Source organism: Actinomadura verrucosospora (assembly GCF_039540335.1).
Taxonomy (GTDB): domain Bacteria; phylum Actinomycetota; class Actinomycetes; order Streptosporangiales; family Streptosporangiaceae; genus Spirillospora; species Spirillospora verrucosospora.
Map to the genome: position 1 here is coordinate 1 of NZ_BAABEV010000078.1, position 17,849 is coordinate 17,849.

The following is a 17,849-nucleotide window of genomic DNA, read 5'->3' on the forward strand; positions in this document are numbered from 1 at the left end:
CGGGCGGCCCGCCCGCCGGGGGGACGGGGGGCGGGCCGCCGGGGGGCGGAGTCGGGGGCGTCATCCGCGGCACCTCGCGTCCTTGATGGGCAGGCCGGTCGGCGGCGGCTGGTTCGACAGGTCGGAGCCCGCGTAGCTGACGCCGATCAACTTCACCTCGCACTGGTAGAAGTTCACCCACGAGCCGTAGGAGGCCAGGCGGCCGAAGGTCGCCATCTTCCCGGGCGAGCGCTGGAGGAAGCGCGTCAGCAGCGGCTCGTCGCGGTTGAGGTTGTCGCTGAGCCGGCCGAGCTGGACGATGTCGTCCTTCAGCGGGTCCCGCGTGACCTGGAGCAGCCCGGCGGTGGCGGTGGTCAGGTCGGCGACCGACCCGAGCGCCCGGCCGATCGGGACGCGGTCGGTGGCGAGGCCGGAGGTGAACCGGCGCAGCGTGGTGACCAGGTCGACGAGCTGGCCGTCCCGCCCGTTGATGGTCTGGACGACGCTGTCGAGGTTCGCGATGAGCTGGCCGATCACCTTGTCCTTGGCGGCGAGCGTGCTCGACAGCTCCCCGACGGTGCGCAGCAGGCTCTCCACGGTGCCGCTCTCGCCCTGGAGCACCTTGACGACCGACTCCGAGAGCTTGTTGGCGTCCCCGGGCGACAGCGCCTGCATGAGCGGCTGGAACCCCTGGAACAGCTGGGTGAGGTTGAGCGTCCCGGCGGTGTGCTCGACCGGGATCGTCCCGCCGGGCCTCAGCACCTCGCCGGGCGAGCCGGTGCCCTGCCCGAGGGAGACGTACCGTCCGCCGACCAGGTTCAGGTACTTGACGGCGGCGGTCGCCGACGCGGGGATCCGCCGGTCCCGGTCGACGGAGATCTTCACCCGGGCGAGCCGGCGGTCGCTCACCTCGATCTCCTCGACCTGGCCGACCTCGACGCCCGCGATCCGCACGCCGTGCCCCGGATGGAGCCCGGCCACGTCGGTGAACTTGGCGTAGTAGGTGACGCGGTCGCCGCTGGTGGCGCCGGTGATGCTGGACGCCAGCAGCGCGGTCGCCAGCACCGTGACCACGATGAAGATCAGCGAGCTGACGAGGGGGAAGCCCATGCCCTTGATCCCCTGACCGGTGAGCCTCACTTCACCGTCACCTCCGTGCCCCGGTAGATCGGCCCGACCAGCACGCTGGACCAGTCCGGCAACTCCTCGGGGACCTCGTCCAGCGGCGCCCCGGCGAGCTCGTTGACCAGGTCGTTCTCCGCCGCCGAGTTCGCGGGGCCGAGGCCGCTGCCGGCCGCGCCGCCCTGGCCGGGCGCGCCGCCTGCGGGCAGCACCCGCACCCCGTCCCCGGTCCCGAGGTAGGGGACGCCCGGGCAGCGCGGCCCGCCGCCGCCGTCGTAGCGGGGGGCGTCCTTGCCCGGGACGTAGCGGCCCTTGCTCGTGACCGGCACGACCACGCCGTGGACGCCGTGCTCGTTCGTGCCCTTGCCGAGGACCTTGTTCATCGTCGGGATGAAGCCGGCGAGCGCGCGGAACGTGCAGGGCGCGGCCGGGGCGTAGCGGCGCATCAGGTCCAGGCTCCCCCGGCTCTCGGTCGCCAGCGCGATGATGTTGCCGGAGTTGGCGCGCAGGAAGTCCTCGAGGTCGGCGGACGATCCCGACACCGCGTCGTACAGGGTCGCGAGGGCGGTGCGCTCGTCGACGATCGTCCGGCTGGTGACCGTGAAGTCCGTGAGCGCCTGAAGCAGGTCGGGCGCCGCGTCGGAGGCGTGCTGGGTGAACGCCGCCAGCTCCCGGAGGTTGCGGGCGAGCGCCGGCACCTCCGGGTTGAGCCTGGTCAGGAACGCGTCGAGCTGCTCGAAGTTGCGGCCGATCTGGTCGCCGCGCCCTTCCAGCGCCCGCGCCATGGCGTTCAGCGTCGCCGAGAGCTTCGCCGGCTGGATGGTGTCGAGCAGGTCCATCGTGTGGTTGAGGACCTCCGACAGCTCCACCGCGTTCTGGCTGCGGTCCTCGGAGATCACGTCACCGTCGGTGATCGGCCGTCCCGCCGACCCGGGCGGCGGGACCAGCGAGACGAACCGGGCGCCGAACACCGTCGTCGGCAGCAGCCGCGCCTGGACGTCCGCCGGGATCCGGTCGGTCATCCCCGGTTTCAGGGCCAGCTCCAGCTTCGCGCCGGCCCCGTCCGCCGTGATGGACCGGACCTCGCCGACGACGACGCCGCGGACCTTCACGTCCGCCATCGCGTGCATCTCGTGCCCGGCCGTCGAGGTGCGCAGCGTCACCATCGTCGCGTCGGTGAACTGCTTGTCGTAGATCGCGATCGACAACCAGACCAGCAGCGCCGGGACGAGCAGGAACGCCACCCCGGTGAGGCGCTGCCCGACCACGTGCCGGGTGGTTCGCCGGGCCATGTCAGCTCCACCCCATGTCAGATCCACCCATGTCAGTTCGGCCCATGTCAGCCCGTCACCTTCACGGTGGTCGTGGCGCCCCAGATGGCGAGGCTGGCGAAGAAGTCCGTCACGCTGATCAGCACGATCGCGGTACGGACCGCGCGGCCGACGGCGACGCCCACGCCGGCGGGGCCGCCGACCGCGCGGTAGCCGTAGTAGCAGTGCGCGAGCACCACCATCACGCTGAAGATCAGCACCTTGGCGAACGAGAGCAGCACGTCCTCCGGGGCGAGGAAGATGTCGAAGTAGTGGTCGTAGGTACCGGCCGACTGCCCGTTGAACCAGAGCGTCACCTGTCTGGAGGCCAGATAGGAGCTGAGCAGCCCGATGCCGTACAGCGGGACGATCGCGACGGTCCCCGCGATGATCCGGGTGGTGACCAGGTAGGGCACCGACTGGATGCCCATGCCCTCCAGCGCGTCGATCTCCTCGTTGATCCGCATCGCGCCGAGCTGCGCGGTGAACCCGGCGCCGACCGTCGCCGACAGCGCCAGCCCGGACACCAGGGGGGCGATCTCGCGGGTGTTGAAGTACGCCGACACGAAGCCGGTGAACGCCGCCGACCCGATCTGGTCGAGCGCGGCGTAGCCGGACAGGCCGACGACGACGCCCGTGAACACCGTCATGCCGATCATCACGCCGACGGTGCCGCCGATGACGGCGAGCGCGCCGCTGCCGAACGCGACCTCGCCGAGCAGCCGCAGCGACTCGCGCAGGTAGCGGCGCATCGCGCGCGGCGTCCACAGCAGCGCCCGGACGTAGAAGCCGAGCTGGTCGCCGGGCTGGTCCAGCCAGGAGACCAGACTCACCGGGCGGAGGCGGCGACCCCCGGGAACCGCCATGTCACGCTCCCTTCGGGGGGACGACCTGCAGGTAGATGGCGGTCAGCACGAGGTTGACGAAGAACAGCATCAGGAACGTGATGACGACCGACTGGTTGACCGCGTCCCCGACGCCCTTCGGGCCGGGGTTCGGGTTCAGGCCGCGGTAGGCGGCCACCACGCCGGCGATGAATCCGAAGATCAGCGCTTTGAACTCGCCGATGTACAGGTCGGGCAGCTGCGCGAGCGCGGAGAACGAGGCGAGGTAGGCGCCGGGCGTCCCGTCCTGCAGCAGCACGTTGAAGAAGTAGCCGCCCGCGACCCCGACGACGGAGACCAGGCCGTTCAGCAGCACCGCGACCGCCATGCAGGCGAGGACGCGCGGGACCACGAGGCGCTGGATGGGCGAGACGCCCATCACCTCCATCGCGTCCATCTCCTCGCGGATCGTCCGTGAGCCGAGGTCCGCGCAGATCGCCGACCCGGCCGCGCCGGAGATCAGCAGCGCCACGATCAGCGGGCTGGCCTGCTGCACGACGGCGAGGACGCTCGCCCCGCCGGTGAGCGACTGCGCGCCGAGCTGCTTGGCCAGCGACCCGACCTGGAGCGAGATGACCGCGCCGAACGGGATGGAGACGAGCGCGGTCGGCAGGATCGACACCGACGCGATGAACCAGAACTGCTGGACCAGCTCGCGGAGCTGGAACGGGCGCCGGAACGACAGCGCCAGTACCGTCGCGGCGAGCGCGAAGAGCCGCCCGGTCTGGCGCAGTGCGCCGGCGCCGGGAACGGCGGAATCAGGTGCCGCCACGCGCGTCTCCTTCCTCGGGCACGCGCGCGTCGCCACGCGGTGCGGTCGGCTCGTCGGTTCGAGGGCGGTCAGTTCGCATCGGGGACGCCGCCCTCCGGCGCGTGCCTGCGGTTGGCGTAGATCGCCTGCTGCGCCCGGTGGGAGAGGCGCGGCATCATCTCGTCGAGGCGCCGCGCGTGCCGCAGCTCGCCCTGCCGGGGCGGCGTCCCGGGCGTGGGGCGCAGTTGCGGCGGGATCTCCAGGGTGCGCTGGAGGGGCGCCGGGCCGGCGGCTTCGGCGGCGAGCAGCGCGGCGTCCTTCTCCTCCGACATGCCGATCGGTCCGCGCGTGTCGCCGTGCAGGAACTGCAGGACGGCCGGCTCGTCGCTGGTCAGCAGCGCCTCGCGGGGGCCGAACGCGATGAGGTCGCGGCGGTACAGCATGCCGATGTTGTCCGGGACGGTCGCGGCGATGTCGATGTTGTGCGTGACGATCAGCATCGTCGCGTCGATCCGCGCGTTGACGTCGATCAGCAGCTGGGAGATGTGCGCCGTGCGGACGGGGTCCAGGCCGGAGTCGGGCTCGTCGCACAGGATGATCTCCGGGTCGAGGACGAGCGCCCGGGCGAGGCCGGCGCGCTTGCGCATGCCGCCGGAGATCTGGCCGGGCAGTTTGCGCTCCTCGCCGACGAGGCCGACCATCTCCATCCGCTCCATCACGATCCGCCGGATCTCGGACTCCTTCTTGCGGGTGTGCTCGCGGAGCGGGAACGCGATGTTGTCGTACAGCGGCAGCGAGCCGAAGAGCGCGCCGTCCTGGAACATCAGCCCGAACCGCTTGCGCGCCTCGAACACCTCGCGGTCGCGGTCGTTGACCATGTCGACCCCGCCGATCAGGACGCGGCCCTCCTCCGGCTTGAGCAGCCCGACGAGCGACTTGAGGAAGACGGTCTTGCCGGTGCCGGAGGGGCCCAGCAGCACGCTCACCTCACCGGGCGGAAGAGTGAGCGTGACATCACGCCAGATCGTCTGCCGGCCGAAGACTTTCGTCAGCCCCTCGACGACCACTTCAATTCCCACGACACCACCGCTCGCGCTAGGAAGAGAGGTTTCGAGGACATTACGGCGCAGTAGACGCAGCATTCAATAGGAGATCGCGAGCTCTTCGGCACAATTCGGTAAATGGCCTCAGAAATTTGTCACCGACTTAGCCCTCTCCCGCTCCGAAACCGTCACCGGTTGACTACCAGCTAGTAACTTGAGGCCGGCCCACGGCACGCCTGCCCCTGCGGGCAAAGAGTTTCATCACCGGCCCAGCAACCGAACGCCGTTCTTGTCACATCACGCGCAAAGATGCGCCGCCGTGCGGGCGATCGAACCGCAGACCCTTGCCACCGCCGACTGGCGACTTTATGTTCACGGTGTTATCGATTTCATTCCAGGGTGTTCGCCTCCCGTCCGGCACACCCCATCCAGCGCCGCGGCCAGGACGGCGCCACGGCGCACGGCCGGCTCGATGTGGAGGTTCGCTTTCCCATGTCGCAGGCATTAGATTTGTCTGAACACGACCGGAGTCAGACTGACTTCCAGGAATTCCTCGGCCTGCTGCGCGCGGAACTGTCCGACGTCACGAACGAGATCGTCACCGAGATCAAGCGGAGCATCCCGGAGTACGACCGGCCAGATCCCGCCTACGACCAGACCCTCCGGCTCTGCGCCGACATCCTGCTGCCGACCTTCCTGGACCGGATCTCCGATCCGGACGCCTCCACCGACCAGCGCGACGAGACCTGCCGCGCCCTCGGCCGCTTCGAGGCCATCGAGGGGCGCAGCCTCGACCACCTCCAGGCCGCGGCCCGGATCGCCTTCCACGTCGCGTGGCGCCGGACCGCCGTCCTCGCCGAGCGCGCTCAGGTCCCCACCTTCGTCGTGTCCGCCGCGGTCGACGCCATGCTCGTCTACCTCGAGGAATCCGTCGCCCAGGCCCGCCTCGGCTACCAGCAGGCCACCGGGCACGCCGACCTGCGCCGCCGCGAGGAGCGGCGCCGGCTGCTGCATCTGATCCTGCAGCGGCCCGCCGTCGTCCCCGAGGCCATCGAGGACCTCGCCAAGTCCACCGGCTGGTGGCCGCTGCCGGCCGAGGCCACCCTCGTCGCGGTCCACCCCGAGGCGCCCTGCACCCGCTCCGCGCTCGACACCGACATCCTCACCGACTTCGACTCGGCGGAACCGTGCCTGCTCGTCCCCGGGCCGCTCACCGCCGACCGGCGGAACATGCTACGCGCCGCGCTTCCGGACGCCAGCTGCGTCCTCGGCCTCACCCTGCCGCTGGAACGGGCCGCCCACTCGCTGCGCTGGGCCCGCCGCGTCCTCGACCTCGCCGAGGAGGGCATCATCCCGGACGGCTCCCTCATCCCCTGCGAGGACCACCTGATGACCATGTGGCTGCTGTCCGATCCGCCGCTGGTCGAGGAGCTCACCCGCCGGCACCTGGAACCCCTGCAGGACGTGTCGGACGGGCAGCGCAAGCGCCTCGTCGAGACGCTCACCGAATCCGTCACCACCCGGGCGACCGCCGTCGACATCGGGGAGCGTCTGAAGATCCACCCGCAGACCGTCCGGTACCGGCTCCGCCAGTTGGAGGGCTACCTCGGCGACAGCCTGGAAAACGCGGACGCCCGGTTCTCCCTCGACGCCACCCTCCGCGCCGCGAGTCTGTACCGTCGCCGGCGCGCCCGCCGGGGCCAGCCCGGCGTACGGTGACCGGGATCCGCCAGGGGCGCGGGTGACGTTCGGGTCACAGGGAGTGCGGCGGACCGTTATCCTGACCTCCTGGTTACCGGTTCCTGACGGAAAGTCGAAGGGGTCCATGCCGACGTCGACCTGGTTCCGCCTCAACGTCGCCAAGCGCGAACGCGTGCTCGAAGTGGCGATGCGCGAGTTCGGAGAACACGGGTACTCGACCGGCAGCCTCAACACCATCGCGCGCGAGGCCGGCATCGCCAAGGGCTCGCTGTTCCAGTACTTCAGCGACAAGCTGGAGTTCTTCGCGTTCGTGTGCGACGAGGCGTCGCGCCGCATCCGCGAGGAGATGGAGCGCCGCATCGAGCGGATCGACTTCGACCAGCCCTTCGACGAGTGGCTGGTCGACGTCCTCTGCGACTGGACCGAGTACATGGCCGACCACCCGCTGGAGCGCGGCGTCACCGCGGCCACCAACTTCGAGCTCGACAACGGCGTCCGGTCCGTCGTCCGCGACACCGCCAACCAGCACTACCTGCTCGTCATCCACCCGACGCTGGAGCTGTGGAAGGCGCAGGGCGCCATCGGCGACGACGCCGACCTCGAGGTCCTCGCCACCTGGCTGATGATGATCCTGCCGTTCCTCGCGCTCGCTCCGTACTACGACGGCCTCGACCCGATCCACGACCTGCGCGGCCGCACCCCGGCCCAGCAGCGCCCGGTGATCCGCCAGCTCGTCGCGGGCTTCCGCCCGATGTTCTCCCCCGGCAAGTGAGCCCGACGGGCCCTCAGGGCTGCCTGGCGTAGTCGTAGACGGTGCTCCGGGAGACCCCGGCAGGTCGGCCTCGGCTCGGCCGTGGGCGTGGGGGTGGGAGGGAACGCGGATGGAACACTGTGCGCATGACTCTCGGGACGATCGTGCTGACCGGCGCCGCCGGACGGGTCGGCACCGCACTGCGGGCGCCGCTGCGCGATGAGGCGGAGCGGCTCGTACTGGCCGATCTCGCGCCGATGCGCGTCGAGGCGCCGAACGAGGTCGTGCACCGCGGCGACCTCTCCGACGCGGCGCGGATCGTGCGGGGCGCGGACGCGATCGTCCACCTGGCCGGCGTCCCGGACGAGGCGCCGTTCCCCGACCTGGTCGAGGGCAACATCCTCGGCGCCCAGCGGATCCTGGAGGCCGCCCGCGTGGCCGGGGTGCCGCGCGTCGTCCTCGCCAGCAGCAACCGGCTGACCGGCTGCTACCCGTCCACCGAGACCGTGTCGCCCGCCATGCCGCCGCGGCCCGACGGCCTGTACGGGGTCAGCAAGGTCGCGGTCGAGGCGCTCGGCCGGCTCTACGCCGACAAGTTCGGCATGGACGTGGTGTGCCTGCGCATCGGCAGCCTCGAACCGCGCCCGACCGAGCCGCGCCACCTCGCGACCTGGCTGAGCCACCGCGACTGCGCGGGCTTCGTCCTCGCGGCGCTGACCGTCCCGTCGCCGGGGTTCCTCGCGGCGTACGCGGTGTCGGCCAACGCGCGCCGGTTCTGGGAGCTCGACGAGCGGCTCGGCTACGCGCCCCACGACGACGCCGCCTCCTACGGCATCCCCGACACGTTCGTCGGCGACGGCGTTCCGCAGGGCGGCGACTTCGCGTCCGCCCAGTTCACGCTGCGCCATCTGGAGGGATCCGCGGAAAACGAGTGACGTTCGGGTCACGAAGGGTGCGGCAGGCCCCACCCCGGCCCAGCAGCGCCCGGTGATCCGCCGGCTCGCCGCGGCGCCCGTCAGTCCTCGATCTCGGCGACCAGGATGTCCATGTGGCGGGCCGCCATGCGGGCGGGGGGCGGCAGTTCGGCGGCGTCGGCGGCCGTCAGCACGCGCGGACGGCCGAGCCGGCGGACGCGGCCGAGCCGTTCCACGCCGCCGCGGCCCTCGGCGAGCAGGTTGCGGACCCAGTCGGCGTCCCGCCCGTACGGCAGCCCGACGATGAGCCGGTCGCCGCTGCGGAACGCGGTCACCGGCGTCCGGTACTCGCGCCCCGACCTGCGGCCCCGGTGGACGATCATGGCGAAGGGCGGGAGGTAGGGCGCGTAGACGCCCTGCACGCGGTTCGTGACGGCTTTGTTGAACCGGGCGACCGATCTCGGCATCAGCGGTTTCACCATGCCTCCTGAGTAGCACGGCCTCCCGCCCTCGCGCGCGGTCAGCGGGTGAGGACGAACTCCTCCGGTCTGGCCTTGCGGGAGCCGGCCCAGAACTCGAACGTGTGGCCCGGCCAGAGGGTGCGGTTGACGCCCTGGTCGTCGAGGTACCAGCTGTTGCAGCCGCCCTCGTTCCAGACGGCGCGGCGCAGCCGCCGCTGGAGGCGGTCGTTGAAGCGGCGCGCGGCCTCCGGCCTCGGCTCGATGGTGTCGGCGCCGGCCTCCTGCATCAGGCGCAGGCAGCTCAGCACGTGCTGGATCTGCACCTCGATCATGAAGACGACGGAGTTGTGGCCGAGGCCGGTGTTCGGGCCGAGCAGCATGAAGAAGTTCGGCAGCCCGGGGATCGTCGTGCCGCGGTGCGCCTCGATGCCGTCCGCCCAGATCTCCTGGAGCTTGACGCCGTCGCGGCCGGTGACGCGCAGGTCGGTGAGGGCGTCGGTCACCTTGAAGCCGGTGCCGTAGATGATGCAGTCGACCTCGTACTCGCGCCCGTCCTCGGTGACGATCGAGTTCTCCCGCACCTCGGCGATCCCGGAGGTCTCCACCTCGACGCCGGGGCGCGCGAGCGCCGGATAGTAGTCGTTGGACAGCAGGATCCGCTTGCAGCCGATCGTGTAGTCCGGCGTCACCTTGGCGCGCAGGACCGGGTCGGCGACCTGGCGGGCGATGTGCCGGCGGGCGATCTTCTCCTGCGGGGCGGACAGCCGCGGGTCGATCGTGAAGCCGACGGCGCGGGCCTCCAGCGCCCAGTAGATTCCGCCGCGGAACGCGCGGGCGGCGCCCGGCACCTTCCCGAACAGGGCGCGGACCGGCGCGGGGATGGACACGTCGGGCTTGGGCTGGATCCACGGCGGGGTCCGCTGGAAGACGACGAGCTCGCCCGCCTGCTCGGCGACCTTCGGCACGAACTGGATCGCGGAGGCGCCCGTGCCGATGACGGCGACGCGCTTGCCGGTGAGGTCGTAGGAGTGGTCCCACTCGGCGGAGTGGAACGCCGTCCCCCGGAACCGCTCGACGCCCGGCAGGTCCGGGTAGGACGGGACGTGCAGCGCGCCGATGCCGGACACGACGGCCTTCGGGGTGAGGACCGTCCCGTCGGCGAGCGTCACCTTCCAGCGGCGGGCGTCGTCGTCGTACTCCATGGCGTCGACCGCCGCACCGAAGCGGATGTGCTCGCGCACCCCGTACCTGTCGGCGGTGCGCTCCATGTAGGCGCGGATCTCCGGCTGCGGCGCGAACATCCGCGTCCAGCCCGGGTTCAGCTCGAAGGAGAAGGAGTACATGTGCGACGGGACGTCGCAGGCGCAGCCCGGATAGGTGTTGTCGTGCCAGGTCCCGCCGAGCGCTTCGCTCTTCTCCAGCACGACGAAGTCGTCGAAGCCGGACTGCTTGAGCCGGATCGCCATGCCGAGGCCGGCGAAGCCGGAGCCGATGATGACGATCGCGGGGGCGCGGTCGCTCATGACCCCTCCTCTCAGTTAACCTACTCGCAGTAAGTTACCGGGAGTAGGTTACTGACGGTAGGTCCAACAGAGGAGATTTCCTGTGAGTGGCGCCACACGCCCGCCCCGCCGCCGGATGTCGCGCCCCGAGCGCGAGCGGCAGATGCTGGACGTGGCGGAGCGGGTGTTCGGCGAGCGCGGCTACCAGGCCGCCTCCATGGACGAGATCGCCGAGCGCTGCGGGGTCTCCAAGCCGATGCTCTACGAGTACTTCGGCTCCAAGGACGGCCTGCTCGTGGCGTGCGTGACCCGGTCCAAGGCCGAGCTGTTCGACGTCACCCAGAAGGCGATGGCGGGCGCCACCACCCCGGAGGACATCCTGTCGCGCGGGATGGTCGCCTACTTCCGCTTCATCGACGAGCACAGCAGGTCGTTCGCGATGCTGCTGCGCGAGCCGATGGCCGCCGCCCCGGAGGCCATCCGGGCCATCGACGAGACCCGGCGGCAGCAGAGCGGGCTCATCGCCGGCGTGCTCGGCACGTTCGCCCCGTCAGCCCCCGCCGGGACGATCGAGGCGTACACGCAGATCATCATGGGCGCGAGCGAGCGGATGGCGCTGTGGCAGACGGGCCGTCCCGACGTGTCGGCGGAGGACGCGGCCCGCTACATGACCGACTTCTGCTGGAACGGCCTCAGCCCTTACCTGGCGCCCGCCGGGGAAGCGCGTCCAGGGCCCCGATGAGCAGGTCGAGGCCGAACTCGAAGTCGGCCTCGGCGTCGAAGTCGGCCAGCGCCGGGCCGTAGGCGATCACGTGCGGGAACTCGTCCGGGTCGAGGCGCGTCCACGACTCGGCCCCCGTCTCGGCGAGGTGCCCCAGCATCTTCGCCATGCCGATCTCGCGCATCTGGGCGCCGAGGGCGTAGGCGATGAGCGCCCGCATGATCCGCACGGCCGTCTCGCCGTCGAACCCGGCCGCGTCGGCGAGGGCCAGGGCGCGCTCGGCCGGCCGCAGCCCCACCGGCGTGTCGACCTTGTGGGTGAGGACGATCGACATGCAGCGCGGGTTGTCGTGGGCGACCTTCCGGAACGCCCGGACCAGCGCACGCGCACGTTCCTGCCATGACTCGGCCGGGTCGTCGGGCAGTTCCAGCCCCGCGACGACGTGCTCGGCCACACCCTCCAGCAGGGCGCCCTTGTTCGGGACGTGGTTGTAGAGCGACATCACGGCGACGTCCAGCTCGGCGGCGACCCGGCGCATCGACAGGCCGTCCGCGCCCTCCCGCTCGATCAGGTCGACCGCCGCCTCCACGATGCGCGCGCGGGTCAGCCCCGGTCGCGGAGTGTCGGAGGTCACACGCCTCGCCATCGCTTCCCGCCCCCCCTCGCCGTTGACACCCGTAAGTGTCCCATGACACGGTACGTACATTGTACGTAGGACGTACAGCGTACGTCTGCGCTCGGGGAGGACGCCCATGTCGACCCACGACCTGTACACCGACTCCGTCCCGTCCGACGCCTGGACCGTGCCGATGACCGGCGACGCCAGGTTCACCTGGGAGTACGACGACGGGCGCGACCGTCTCCTCGCCCTCTACCAGAAGGGCAAGGACAAGCAGTGGGACTCGGTCAAGCGCATCGACTGGGACCTTGAGGTCGACCCGCACGACGTCCTCGGCGTCCCCGACCAGTCCCTCGCCATCTACGGCACGAAGTACTGGGACATGCTGTCCGAGAAGGAGCGCGGGGAGCTGCGGCGGCACTCCACGTCCTGGCAGTTCTCCCAGTTCATGCACGGCGAGCAGGGCGCGATGGTCACCGCCGCCCGCATCGTCGAGTCGGTGCCCGACCTCGACTCCAAGTTCTACTCGGCCACCCAGACGATGGACGAGGCCCGCCACGTCGAGCTGTTCACGCGGTTCCTGCACGAGAAGGTCGGGATGGTCTACCCGATCAACACCAAGCTGCAGGACCTGCTGAACGAGACCCTCACCGACTCGCGCTGGGACATGCCCTACCTCGGCATGCAGGTCCTCATCGAGGGCCTCGCGCTCGCCGCGTTCGGCGTCATCCGCGACATCACCACCAAGCCGCTGCCCAAGCAGATCCTCGCCTACGTCATGCAGGACGAGGCGCGCCACGTCGCGTTCGGGCGGCTGGCGCTGCGCGACTACTACAAGCAGCTCTCGCCGGCGGAGCTCCGCGAGCGCGAGGAGTTCGTCATCGAGGGCTGCTACCTGATGCGCGACCGCATCCGCGGCCGGGAGATCTGGACCAACTTCGGCATCGACCCGAAGGAGGTCGACGAGATGGTCGAGAACTCGCCCTACATGCGGATGTTCCAGAGCCTGCTGTTCAGCCGCATCGTGCCCTGCGTGAAGGACATCGGGCTGTGGAGCGACCGCATCCGGCGCGCCTATGACGACATGGGCGTCCTGGACATGTCCAAGGCCGACCTCGACGCGCTCATGCACCAGGACGAGGAGATCGCCGAGAAGGTCGACGCCGAGCGGTTCGCCGCCGAGGAGACCGCCCGCAGAGCGGAGGTGGACGCCGTCATCGCCGACGCGGCGGCGGCGGGCTGAGTAACGTTCAGATCATTCGATCCGCCGCACACCTCGGAGGTCTGGATGCCCCTCGCGCACTTCGACGGAGCGCTCGCCGTCGTCACCGGAGCCGGCAGCGGAATCGGCCGGGCCGTCGCCCTCGCCCTGGCGGGGAACGGGGCCGCCGTCGTCGCCGCGGACATCGACCTGCCCGCCGCCGAGCGCACGGTCGCCCTCGCCAAGACGCTCGGCGCGGGCGGCACCGCCTACGAGGTGGACGTGGCGGACGAGGCCGCGATGGAGGACTTCGCCGCGCAGGTGAAGGAGACCCACCGCGTCCCCGACATCGTCGTCAACAACGCCGGCATCGCGGTCACCGGCCCCTTCCTCGACACCGGCGTGGAGGACTGGGAGCGCATCCTCGGCGTGAACCTGTGGGGCGTCGTCCACGGCTGCCGGCTGTTCGGCCGCCAGATGCGCGACCGGGTGGACGCGCTGCCCAACAAGCCCGACAAGCCGAACTTCGGCGGCCACATCGTCAACATCGCCTCGGCCGCCGCGTTCGCGCAGTGGCGCGCCATGCCCGCCTACTGCACGACGAAGTCCGCCGTCCTCATGCTCAGCGAGTGCCTGCGCGCCGAGCTGGCCGGCTCGCGCATCGGCGTCACGGCCGTCTGCCCCGGTTTCGTCAGCACCAGCATCGTCGACAACGCGATCCACCTGGAGGGCGACGAGGCGGCCCGCGCCCGCCTGCGCGAGCGCGGCCAGCGGGCCATCAGGCTGCGCAACTACCCGCCGGAGAAGGTCGCCGAGCGGGTCGTCAACGCCATCATCAAGAACAAGCCCGTCGTGCCCGTCAACGCCGAGGGGCACCTCCTGCACGCCCTTTCCCGGGTGTCCCCCGCCTCCCTGCGCCTGCTGGCCAGGATTCCCGCCCGGGGTTAGCGTCCGCCCGACGGGCGCGGCCCCCGACTCTCCCCGCGGTGAGAGGAGAAGGATCGATGCCCCCCGACGTCCTGCTGAGCGACGGCCGCCCCCGGAACTGGACGGCCCGGATCCGGTGCGCGGACGGCGACCACACGCTGGAGCTGACCCATCGCGAGGTGGTCGCCGAGCGGCTGCTGCGCGCGTCCCGCAAGCACTCCTTCGACCCGGACGTGGACGTCGACTGGGACGCCCCGCAGGACCCGGACGTCTTCTACTTCCCGCCCCAGCTCGCGTCGCTCTACGAGACGCCGCTGTGGGACGGGCTGACGCACCGGCAGCGGGTGGAGCTGACCAAGCGGGAGATGTGCAGCATCGCCTCCTTCGGCATCTGGTCGGAGATGCTGCTGATGCGGTCGCTCGTGATGCACGCCTACCGGCACCGCTACGACAGCGACCACGTGGCGTACGCGCTGACGGAGATCGCGGACGAGTGCCGGCACTCGACGATGTTCGCCCGGATGGTGCGCACGTGCGGGCTGCGCACGCACCGGCCCCGGGCGCTGGAGTTCCACCTCGCCAAGCTGTTCGGCGCCGTCTACGACCCGGTGCCGATGTTCGCCGGAACGCTGATCGTGGAGGAGTTCACCGACGCGTTCCAGCGGCTGACCTTCCCGGACGAGGACGTCCAGCCGGTGATCCGCCAGGTCACCCGCATCCACGTGGTCGAGGAGGCGCGGCACATCCGGTACGCGCGGGAGGAGCTGAAGCGGCTGGTCGCGGAGATCCCGGCGGTCCGGCGGCGGGCGGCGGCCTACGGGATGGCGCAGGCGACGCGGCTGACGACCGCGCAGCTCGTGCACCCGTCCTGCTACACGGCGGTGGGGCTGGATCCGGGGCTGGCGCGGCGCGTGGCGGCCCGCAGCCCGCACCGGCGCGCGACGATGGCGTGGTCGTTCCGGAAATGCACCGCGTTCCTGGACGAGGTGGGTTTCCTGGACGGCCGGGCGCGCGACGTATGGATCCGGGCGGGGCTGCTGGAGCGTTGACCGTTACATCGGGCGGCCATTTGTCTCGACGTCGAACCGATTATTAGAAAATGGTTCGCCAATGGCGGGGAACTGGACTCGGCGAGAGCATGCGAAAGGGCCGCGGAGCAGGGACCACTCCGCGGCCCTGAGGCGAGTACGGGCAGCTCAGCCTGGGTTTCCTACACCCAGGACACTCCCAGCGATGGCATGGTCACGATGTCGACCCCCTCCTCCCCAGGCATCGCCGCGCGCCGATCATCCTGCCTGGCACGGGAGCCCGACCGGCGCGCTCCCTCCCCTTTACCGGTTCACCATAGAAGGTGCCGGCGAAAATGACGCCGTGCTCGGCCGATTCAGGTCAGGAATGACTTAGCGCGGCGAGGACTTCACGGGCGGCGGCGGTGGCGGTGTCGAGACAGGCGCGCTCCCGGGCGTCCGCGGGGCCCCTGCGCGGCGCCTGCTCGCTGTAGCTGACGGTGAAGACCGCGTTGCGGACCCGGGCCGTGACCTGCCCGACCACGGTCGGCTGGCCCTCGTCGGTCTTGAACCAGCGGTACGCCTCGTCCCCGAGGCCGTCCCGGCGCTCCAGGGTGACGGTCCGCACGAGCGGGGCGTCGTGCGCCTGGGCCCACTGCGCGTCGTAGTAGCCCTCGGCGTCCTGGACGGGGGTCGCGGTGTCGCCCGGCGCGTACAGGTGCGCCTCCACGCGCAGCCAGCGGAACGCCGAGCCGGTCGAGGAGTACGTGCACGTGGTGAGCGTCGAGTTCGCGCTCTGCCGCCGCGCCGCCTTCGGCACGGCCCGCTCGACCGTGGCCGCCGCGACCGTCCCGCACGGCGCCGGAAGCGCGCCGATCACCTTCCCCTGGGAGCCCGGCGACCCCGGCGGGCGGGCGGCCGGCGGCTGCGAGGGCCCGCCCGGCGTGCGCCGCGGGGCGGCCTCCTGCCCGCGCCCCCCGGACACGACCAGGACGGTCGCGACCACCGCGGCGGCGAGCGCCACGGCCGCCGCGAGTACCGCGATCAGCCTGCGCGGGCGCCGGCCCGGGGCCGGCGGCTCCGGACCCGCATACGGCCGGTGGAACGGCTCGACCGGACGCTGAAGGCCCACGCCGCACTCCTCACTCCCGTCCCGTCGACCGTTCCCGCCACCCGTCAACGTAACCAGGGCCGCGCCGCCTGGCCAGGCCCCCTCGCGGTGCCGTTCGTCAGACCCGGTGGTCACAATGAAGGGATGCTGATAGCGGACATCGCACGGACCTCGGAGGCGGTCGCGGGCACCTCGGGCCGCAAGGCCAAGGTGTCGGCGCTCGCGGAGTGCCTGCGCGCGGCCGATCCGGGCGAGGCCGCGACCGTGGTCGCCTACCTGTCCGGCGAGCTGCCGCAACGCCAGATCGGGGTGGGGTACGCCGCGCTGCGCGACCTCCCGCCGCCCGCCGCGGAGCCGTCCCTGACCGTGCCCGGGGTGGACGCGGCGTTCGACGAGATCGGCGCCGTGTCCGGGCCGGGCTCGGTCGCCCGGCGGCGCGAGCTGCTCGCGGCGCTGTTCGGCCGCGCCACCGCCCCCGAGCAGGACTTCCTCGTCAGGCTGCTGGCGGGCGAGCTGCGCCAGGGCGCGCTGGACGGGGTGATGGCCGAGGCGATCGCGTCGGCCGCCGGGGTGCCCTCCGCCGAGGTCCGGCGCGCGGTCATGCTGCGCGGCTCGCTCGGCCCGGTCGCGACGACCGCCCTCGCGGAGGGGGTCGACGGACTGCGCGCGTTCACGCTGGAGGTGGGGCGGCCGGTCAAGCCGATGCTGGCCGCCGCCGCGCCGTCGGTCGACGAGGCGTTCGCCAAGCTCGGGGGCGAGGCGGCCGTCGAGTGGAAGCTCGACGGCATCCGCGCGCAGGTGCACGTGTCCGGCGACGGGGTCCGGGTGTTCACCCGGACGCTCGACGAGATCACCTCCCGGCTGCCCGAGGTGGTGGAGGCGGTGCGGGGCCTGCCCGTCCGCGAGGCCGTGTTCGACGGCGAGCTGATCGCCCTGCGGCCCGACGGCCGCCCCCACCCGTTCCAGGTCACCTCCGCCCGCACCGCGACCCGCACCGCGAAGGGCACCGAGCCGGTGCCGCTGGCCGTCTTCCTGTTCGACGTGCTGTACCTCGCGGAGGCCGGCGACGCCCCTCCGCAGAGCGCGCGCGGCGAGGACCTGCTCGACGCGCCCGGGGCCGAGCGGTACGCGGCGCTCGCGCGGGTCGTCCCCGAGGAGCTGCGGATGCCCCGCGTGGTCACCGGCGACCCCGCGCGCGCCAAGGAGGTCTTCGACGAGGCCGTCGCGCGCGGCCACGAGGGCGTCGTCGTCAAGGCCCTCGACACCCCGTACACGGCCGGGCGGCGCGGCGCGGGCTGGATCAAGGTCAAGCCCCGGCACACCCTCGACCTCGTGGTCCTCGCCGTCGAGTGGGGGCACGGCCGCCGGCAGGGGCTGCTGTCCAACCTGCACCTCGGCGCCCGCGACCCCGAGACCGGCGGCTTCGTCATGCTCGGCAAGACCTTCAAGGGGCTCACCGACGAGCTGCTCGCCTGGCAGACGCGGAGGCTGCGCGAGCTGGCCGTGCGCGAGGACTCCTGGACGGTGCACGTCCGGCCCGAACTGGTCGTCGAGATCGCGTTCGACGGCGTCCAGCACAGCCCCCGCTACCCCGGCGGCATCGCGCTGCGGTTCGCCCGCGTCCTGCGGTACCGGCCCGACAAGTCGGCCGCCGAGGCCGACACGATCGACACCGTCCGCGCCGTCGCCCCCGTCATGGACTGAGCGGCGTCACGGGCTGAGCCCGGAGGCCTCCGCGGGCGGATGCTCCCCCGCCGGCGGCTCGTCCCCGTGCGCGCGGCCGCGGGCCCGCCGGGCCGGCGCGGCGCGGGTCCGGATCCGCGAGCCGGTCCGCCCTGGGGGCAG

At 71.7% G+C, this 17,849-nt stretch carries 17 protein-coding genes; 8 read left to right on the forward strand and 9 right to left on the reverse strand.

Annotation, left to right across the window (positions count from 1 at the left end; all coding sequences use genetic code 11):
* Positions 1–60 precede the first annotated feature (60 nt).
* The 5 genes from ABD944_RS41095 to ABD944_RS41115 all read right to left on the reverse strand — a co-directional run bounded on the left by ABD944_RS41095 (position 61) and on the right by ABD944_RS41115 (position 5,125).
* A complete protein-coding gene (locus tag ABD944_RS41095; RefSeq protein ID WP_345187406.1) occupies positions 61–1,119 on the reverse strand; it encodes an MCE family protein in 1,059 nt (352 codons plus the stop codon).
* On the reverse strand, positions 1,116–2,393 hold the full coding sequence (locus ABD944_RS41100) for an MCE family protein (RefSeq protein ID WP_345187409.1): 1,278 nt from the start codon (positions 2,391–2,393) through the stop codon (positions 1,116–1,118). Before ABD944_RS41100 ends, ABD944_RS41095 begins: the two co-directional genes overlap by 4 nt.
* A 47-nt stretch (positions 2,394–2,440) precedes the next feature.
* Positions 2,441–3,277 carry an MlaE family ABC transporter permease gene (locus ABD944_RS41105; protein ID WP_345187411.1) on the reverse strand — a complete coding sequence of 279 codons (837 nt, stop codon included), beginning with the start codon at positions 3,275–3,277 and terminating at the stop codon, positions 2,441–2,443.
* A 1-nt stretch (position 3,278) separates the two neighbouring features.
* The gene (locus tag ABD944_RS41110) at positions 3,279–4,067 is read right to left on the reverse strand and encodes an MlaE family ABC transporter permease (protein ID WP_179846517.1); all 789 of its coding nucleotides are present in this window, start codon (positions 4,065–4,067) and stop codon (positions 3,279–3,281) included.
* 68 nt (positions 4,068–4,135) lie between these two features.
* The gene (locus ABD944_RS41115) at positions 4,136–5,125 is read right to left on the reverse strand and encodes an ABC transporter ATP-binding protein (protein WP_345187415.1); all 990 of its coding nucleotides are present in this window, start codon (positions 5,123–5,125) and stop codon (positions 4,136–4,138) included.
* A 474-nt stretch (positions 5,126–5,599) separates the two neighbouring features.
* Here ABD944_RS41115 and ABD944_RS41120 point away from each other — a divergent pair, with 474 nt between their 5' ends.
* From ABD944_RS41120 to ABD944_RS41130, 3 genes are all read left to right on the forward strand, one after another.
* Positions 5,600–6,808, forward strand: a complete 1,209-nt coding sequence (locus ABD944_RS41120; protein ID WP_345187418.1) for a PucR-like N-terminal domain-containing protein — start codon at positions 5,600–5,602, stop codon at positions 6,806–6,808.
* 106 nt (positions 6,809–6,914) lie between these two features.
* Positions 6,915–7,562, forward strand: a complete 648-nt coding sequence (locus tag ABD944_RS41125; protein WP_345187420.1) for a TetR/AcrR family transcriptional regulator — start codon at positions 6,915–6,917, stop codon at positions 7,560–7,562.
* A 125-nt stretch (positions 7,563–7,687) separates the two neighbouring features.
* A complete protein-coding gene (locus ABD944_RS41130) occupies positions 7,688–8,476 on the forward strand; it encodes an NAD-dependent epimerase/dehydratase family protein (protein ID WP_345187422.1) in 789 nt (262 codons plus the stop codon).
* Between the two features lie 80 nt (positions 8,477–8,556).
* Here ABD944_RS41130 and ABD944_RS41135 read toward each other — a convergent pair whose 3' ends face one another.
* Both ABD944_RS41135 and ABD944_RS41140 read right to left on the reverse strand, forming a co-directional pair.
* Positions 8,557–8,937 carry a nitroreductase family deazaflavin-dependent oxidoreductase gene (locus ABD944_RS41135; protein ID WP_345187426.1) on the reverse strand — a complete coding sequence of 127 codons (381 nt, stop codon included), beginning with the start codon at positions 8,935–8,937 and terminating at the stop codon, positions 8,557–8,559.
* 38 nt (positions 8,938–8,975) lie between these two features.
* On the reverse strand, positions 8,976–10,439 hold the full coding sequence (locus ABD944_RS41140) for a flavin-containing monooxygenase (RefSeq protein WP_345187428.1): 1,464 nt from the start codon (positions 10,437–10,439) through the stop codon (positions 8,976–8,978).
* A gap of 82 nt (positions 10,440–10,521) precedes the next feature.
* Between ABD944_RS41140 and ABD944_RS41145 the strand changes: the two genes are divergently transcribed.
* Complete coding sequence (locus ABD944_RS41145) at positions 10,522–11,160, forward strand: TetR/AcrR family transcriptional regulator (RefSeq protein WP_345187430.1); 639 nt, start codon at positions 10,522–10,524, stop codon at positions 11,158–11,160.
* On the opposite strand, the gene ABD944_RS41150 is transcribed toward ABD944_RS41145, so the two are convergent.
* Positions 11,111–11,785, reverse strand: a complete 675-nt coding sequence (locus ABD944_RS41150) for a TetR/AcrR family transcriptional regulator (protein WP_345187432.1) — start codon at positions 11,783–11,785, stop codon at positions 11,111–11,113. The genes ABD944_RS41145 and ABD944_RS41150 overlap by 50 nt on opposite strands.
* A 106-nt stretch (positions 11,786–11,891) precedes the next feature.
* Here ABD944_RS41150 and ABD944_RS41155 point away from each other — a divergent pair, with 106 nt between their 5' ends.
* The 3 genes from ABD944_RS41155 to ABD944_RS41165 are packed head-to-tail and all read left to right on the forward strand — an operon-like array spanning position 11,892 to position 14,935.
* Positions 11,892–13,001: a ferritin-like domain-containing protein gene (locus ABD944_RS41155; RefSeq protein ID WP_345187434.1), complete on the forward strand. Its 1,110-nt coding sequence runs from the start codon at positions 11,892–11,894 to the stop codon at positions 12,999–13,001.
* A gap of 45 nt (positions 13,002–13,046) precedes the next feature.
* Positions 13,047–13,907 carry an SDR family NAD(P)-dependent oxidoreductase gene (locus ABD944_RS41160; protein WP_345187436.1) on the forward strand — a complete coding sequence of 287 codons (861 nt, stop codon included), beginning with the start codon at positions 13,047–13,049 and terminating at the stop codon, positions 13,905–13,907.
* Positions 13,908–13,963: 56 nt separating this feature from the next.
* Entirely contained in the window at positions 13,964–14,935 is a 972-nt protein-coding gene (locus tag ABD944_RS41165; protein WP_345187438.1) for an AurF N-oxygenase family protein, read from the forward strand.
* 340 nt (positions 14,936–15,275) lie between these two features.
* Here the strand turns inward: ABD944_RS41165 and ABD944_RS41170 are convergent, their stop codons facing one another.
* Positions 15,276–16,025 (reverse strand): hypothetical protein, encoded by a 750-nt coding sequence (locus tag ABD944_RS41170; protein ID WP_345187441.1) that lies wholly within the window; start codon positions 16,023–16,025, stop codon positions 15,276–15,278.
* Positions 16,026–16,148: 123 nt separating this feature from the next.
* Here ABD944_RS41170 and ABD944_RS41175 point away from each other — a divergent pair, with 123 nt between their 5' ends.
* Positions 16,149–17,708, forward strand: coding sequence for an ATP-dependent DNA ligase (locus tag ABD944_RS41175; protein ID WP_345187443.1), 1,560 nt, complete (start codon positions 16,149–16,151; stop codon positions 17,706–17,708).
* Positions 17,709–17,849 lie beyond the last annotated feature (141 nt).

Coding starts and splice junctions, on each gene's coding strand:
- ABD944_RS41100 (WP_345187409.1), bottom strand. CDS start 2,393: ATGGCCCGGCGAACCACCCGGCACGTGGTCGGGCAGCGCCTCACCGGG.
- ABD944_RS41105 (WP_345187411.1), bottom strand. CDS start 3,277: ATGGCGGTTCCCGGGGGTCGCCGCCTCCGCCCGGTGAGTCTGGTCTCC.
- ABD944_RS41125 (WP_345187420.1), top strand. CDS start 6,915: ATGCCGACGTCGACCTGGTTCCGCCTCAACGTCGCCAAGCGCGAACGC.
- ABD944_RS41130 (WP_345187422.1), top strand. CDS start 7,688: ATGACTCTCGGGACGATCGTGCTGACCGGCGCCGCCGGACGGGTCGGC.
- ABD944_RS41135 (WP_345187426.1), bottom strand. CDS start 8,937: ATGGTGAAACCGCTGATGCCGAGATCGGTCGCCCGGTTCAACAAAGCC.
- ABD944_RS41140 (WP_345187428.1), bottom strand. CDS start 10,439: ATGAGCGACCGCGCCCCCGCGATCGTCATCATCGGCTCCGGCTTCGCC.
- ABD944_RS41150 (WP_345187432.1), bottom strand. CDS start 11,785: ATGGCGAGGCGTGTGACCTCCGACACTCCGCGACCGGGGCTGACCCGC.
- ABD944_RS41155 (WP_345187434.1), top strand. CDS start 11,892: ATGTCGACCCACGACCTGTACACCGACTCCGTCCCGTCCGACGCCTGG.
- ABD944_RS41160 (WP_345187436.1), top strand. CDS start 13,047: ATGCCCCTCGCGCACTTCGACGGAGCGCTCGCCGTCGTCACCGGAGCC.
- ABD944_RS41165 (WP_345187438.1), top strand. CDS start 13,964: ATGCCCCCCGACGTCCTGCTGAGCGACGGCCGCCCCCGGAACTGGACG.
- ABD944_RS41175 (WP_345187443.1), top strand. CDS start 16,149: ATGCTGATAGCGGACATCGCACGGACCTCGGAGGCGGTCGCGGGCACC.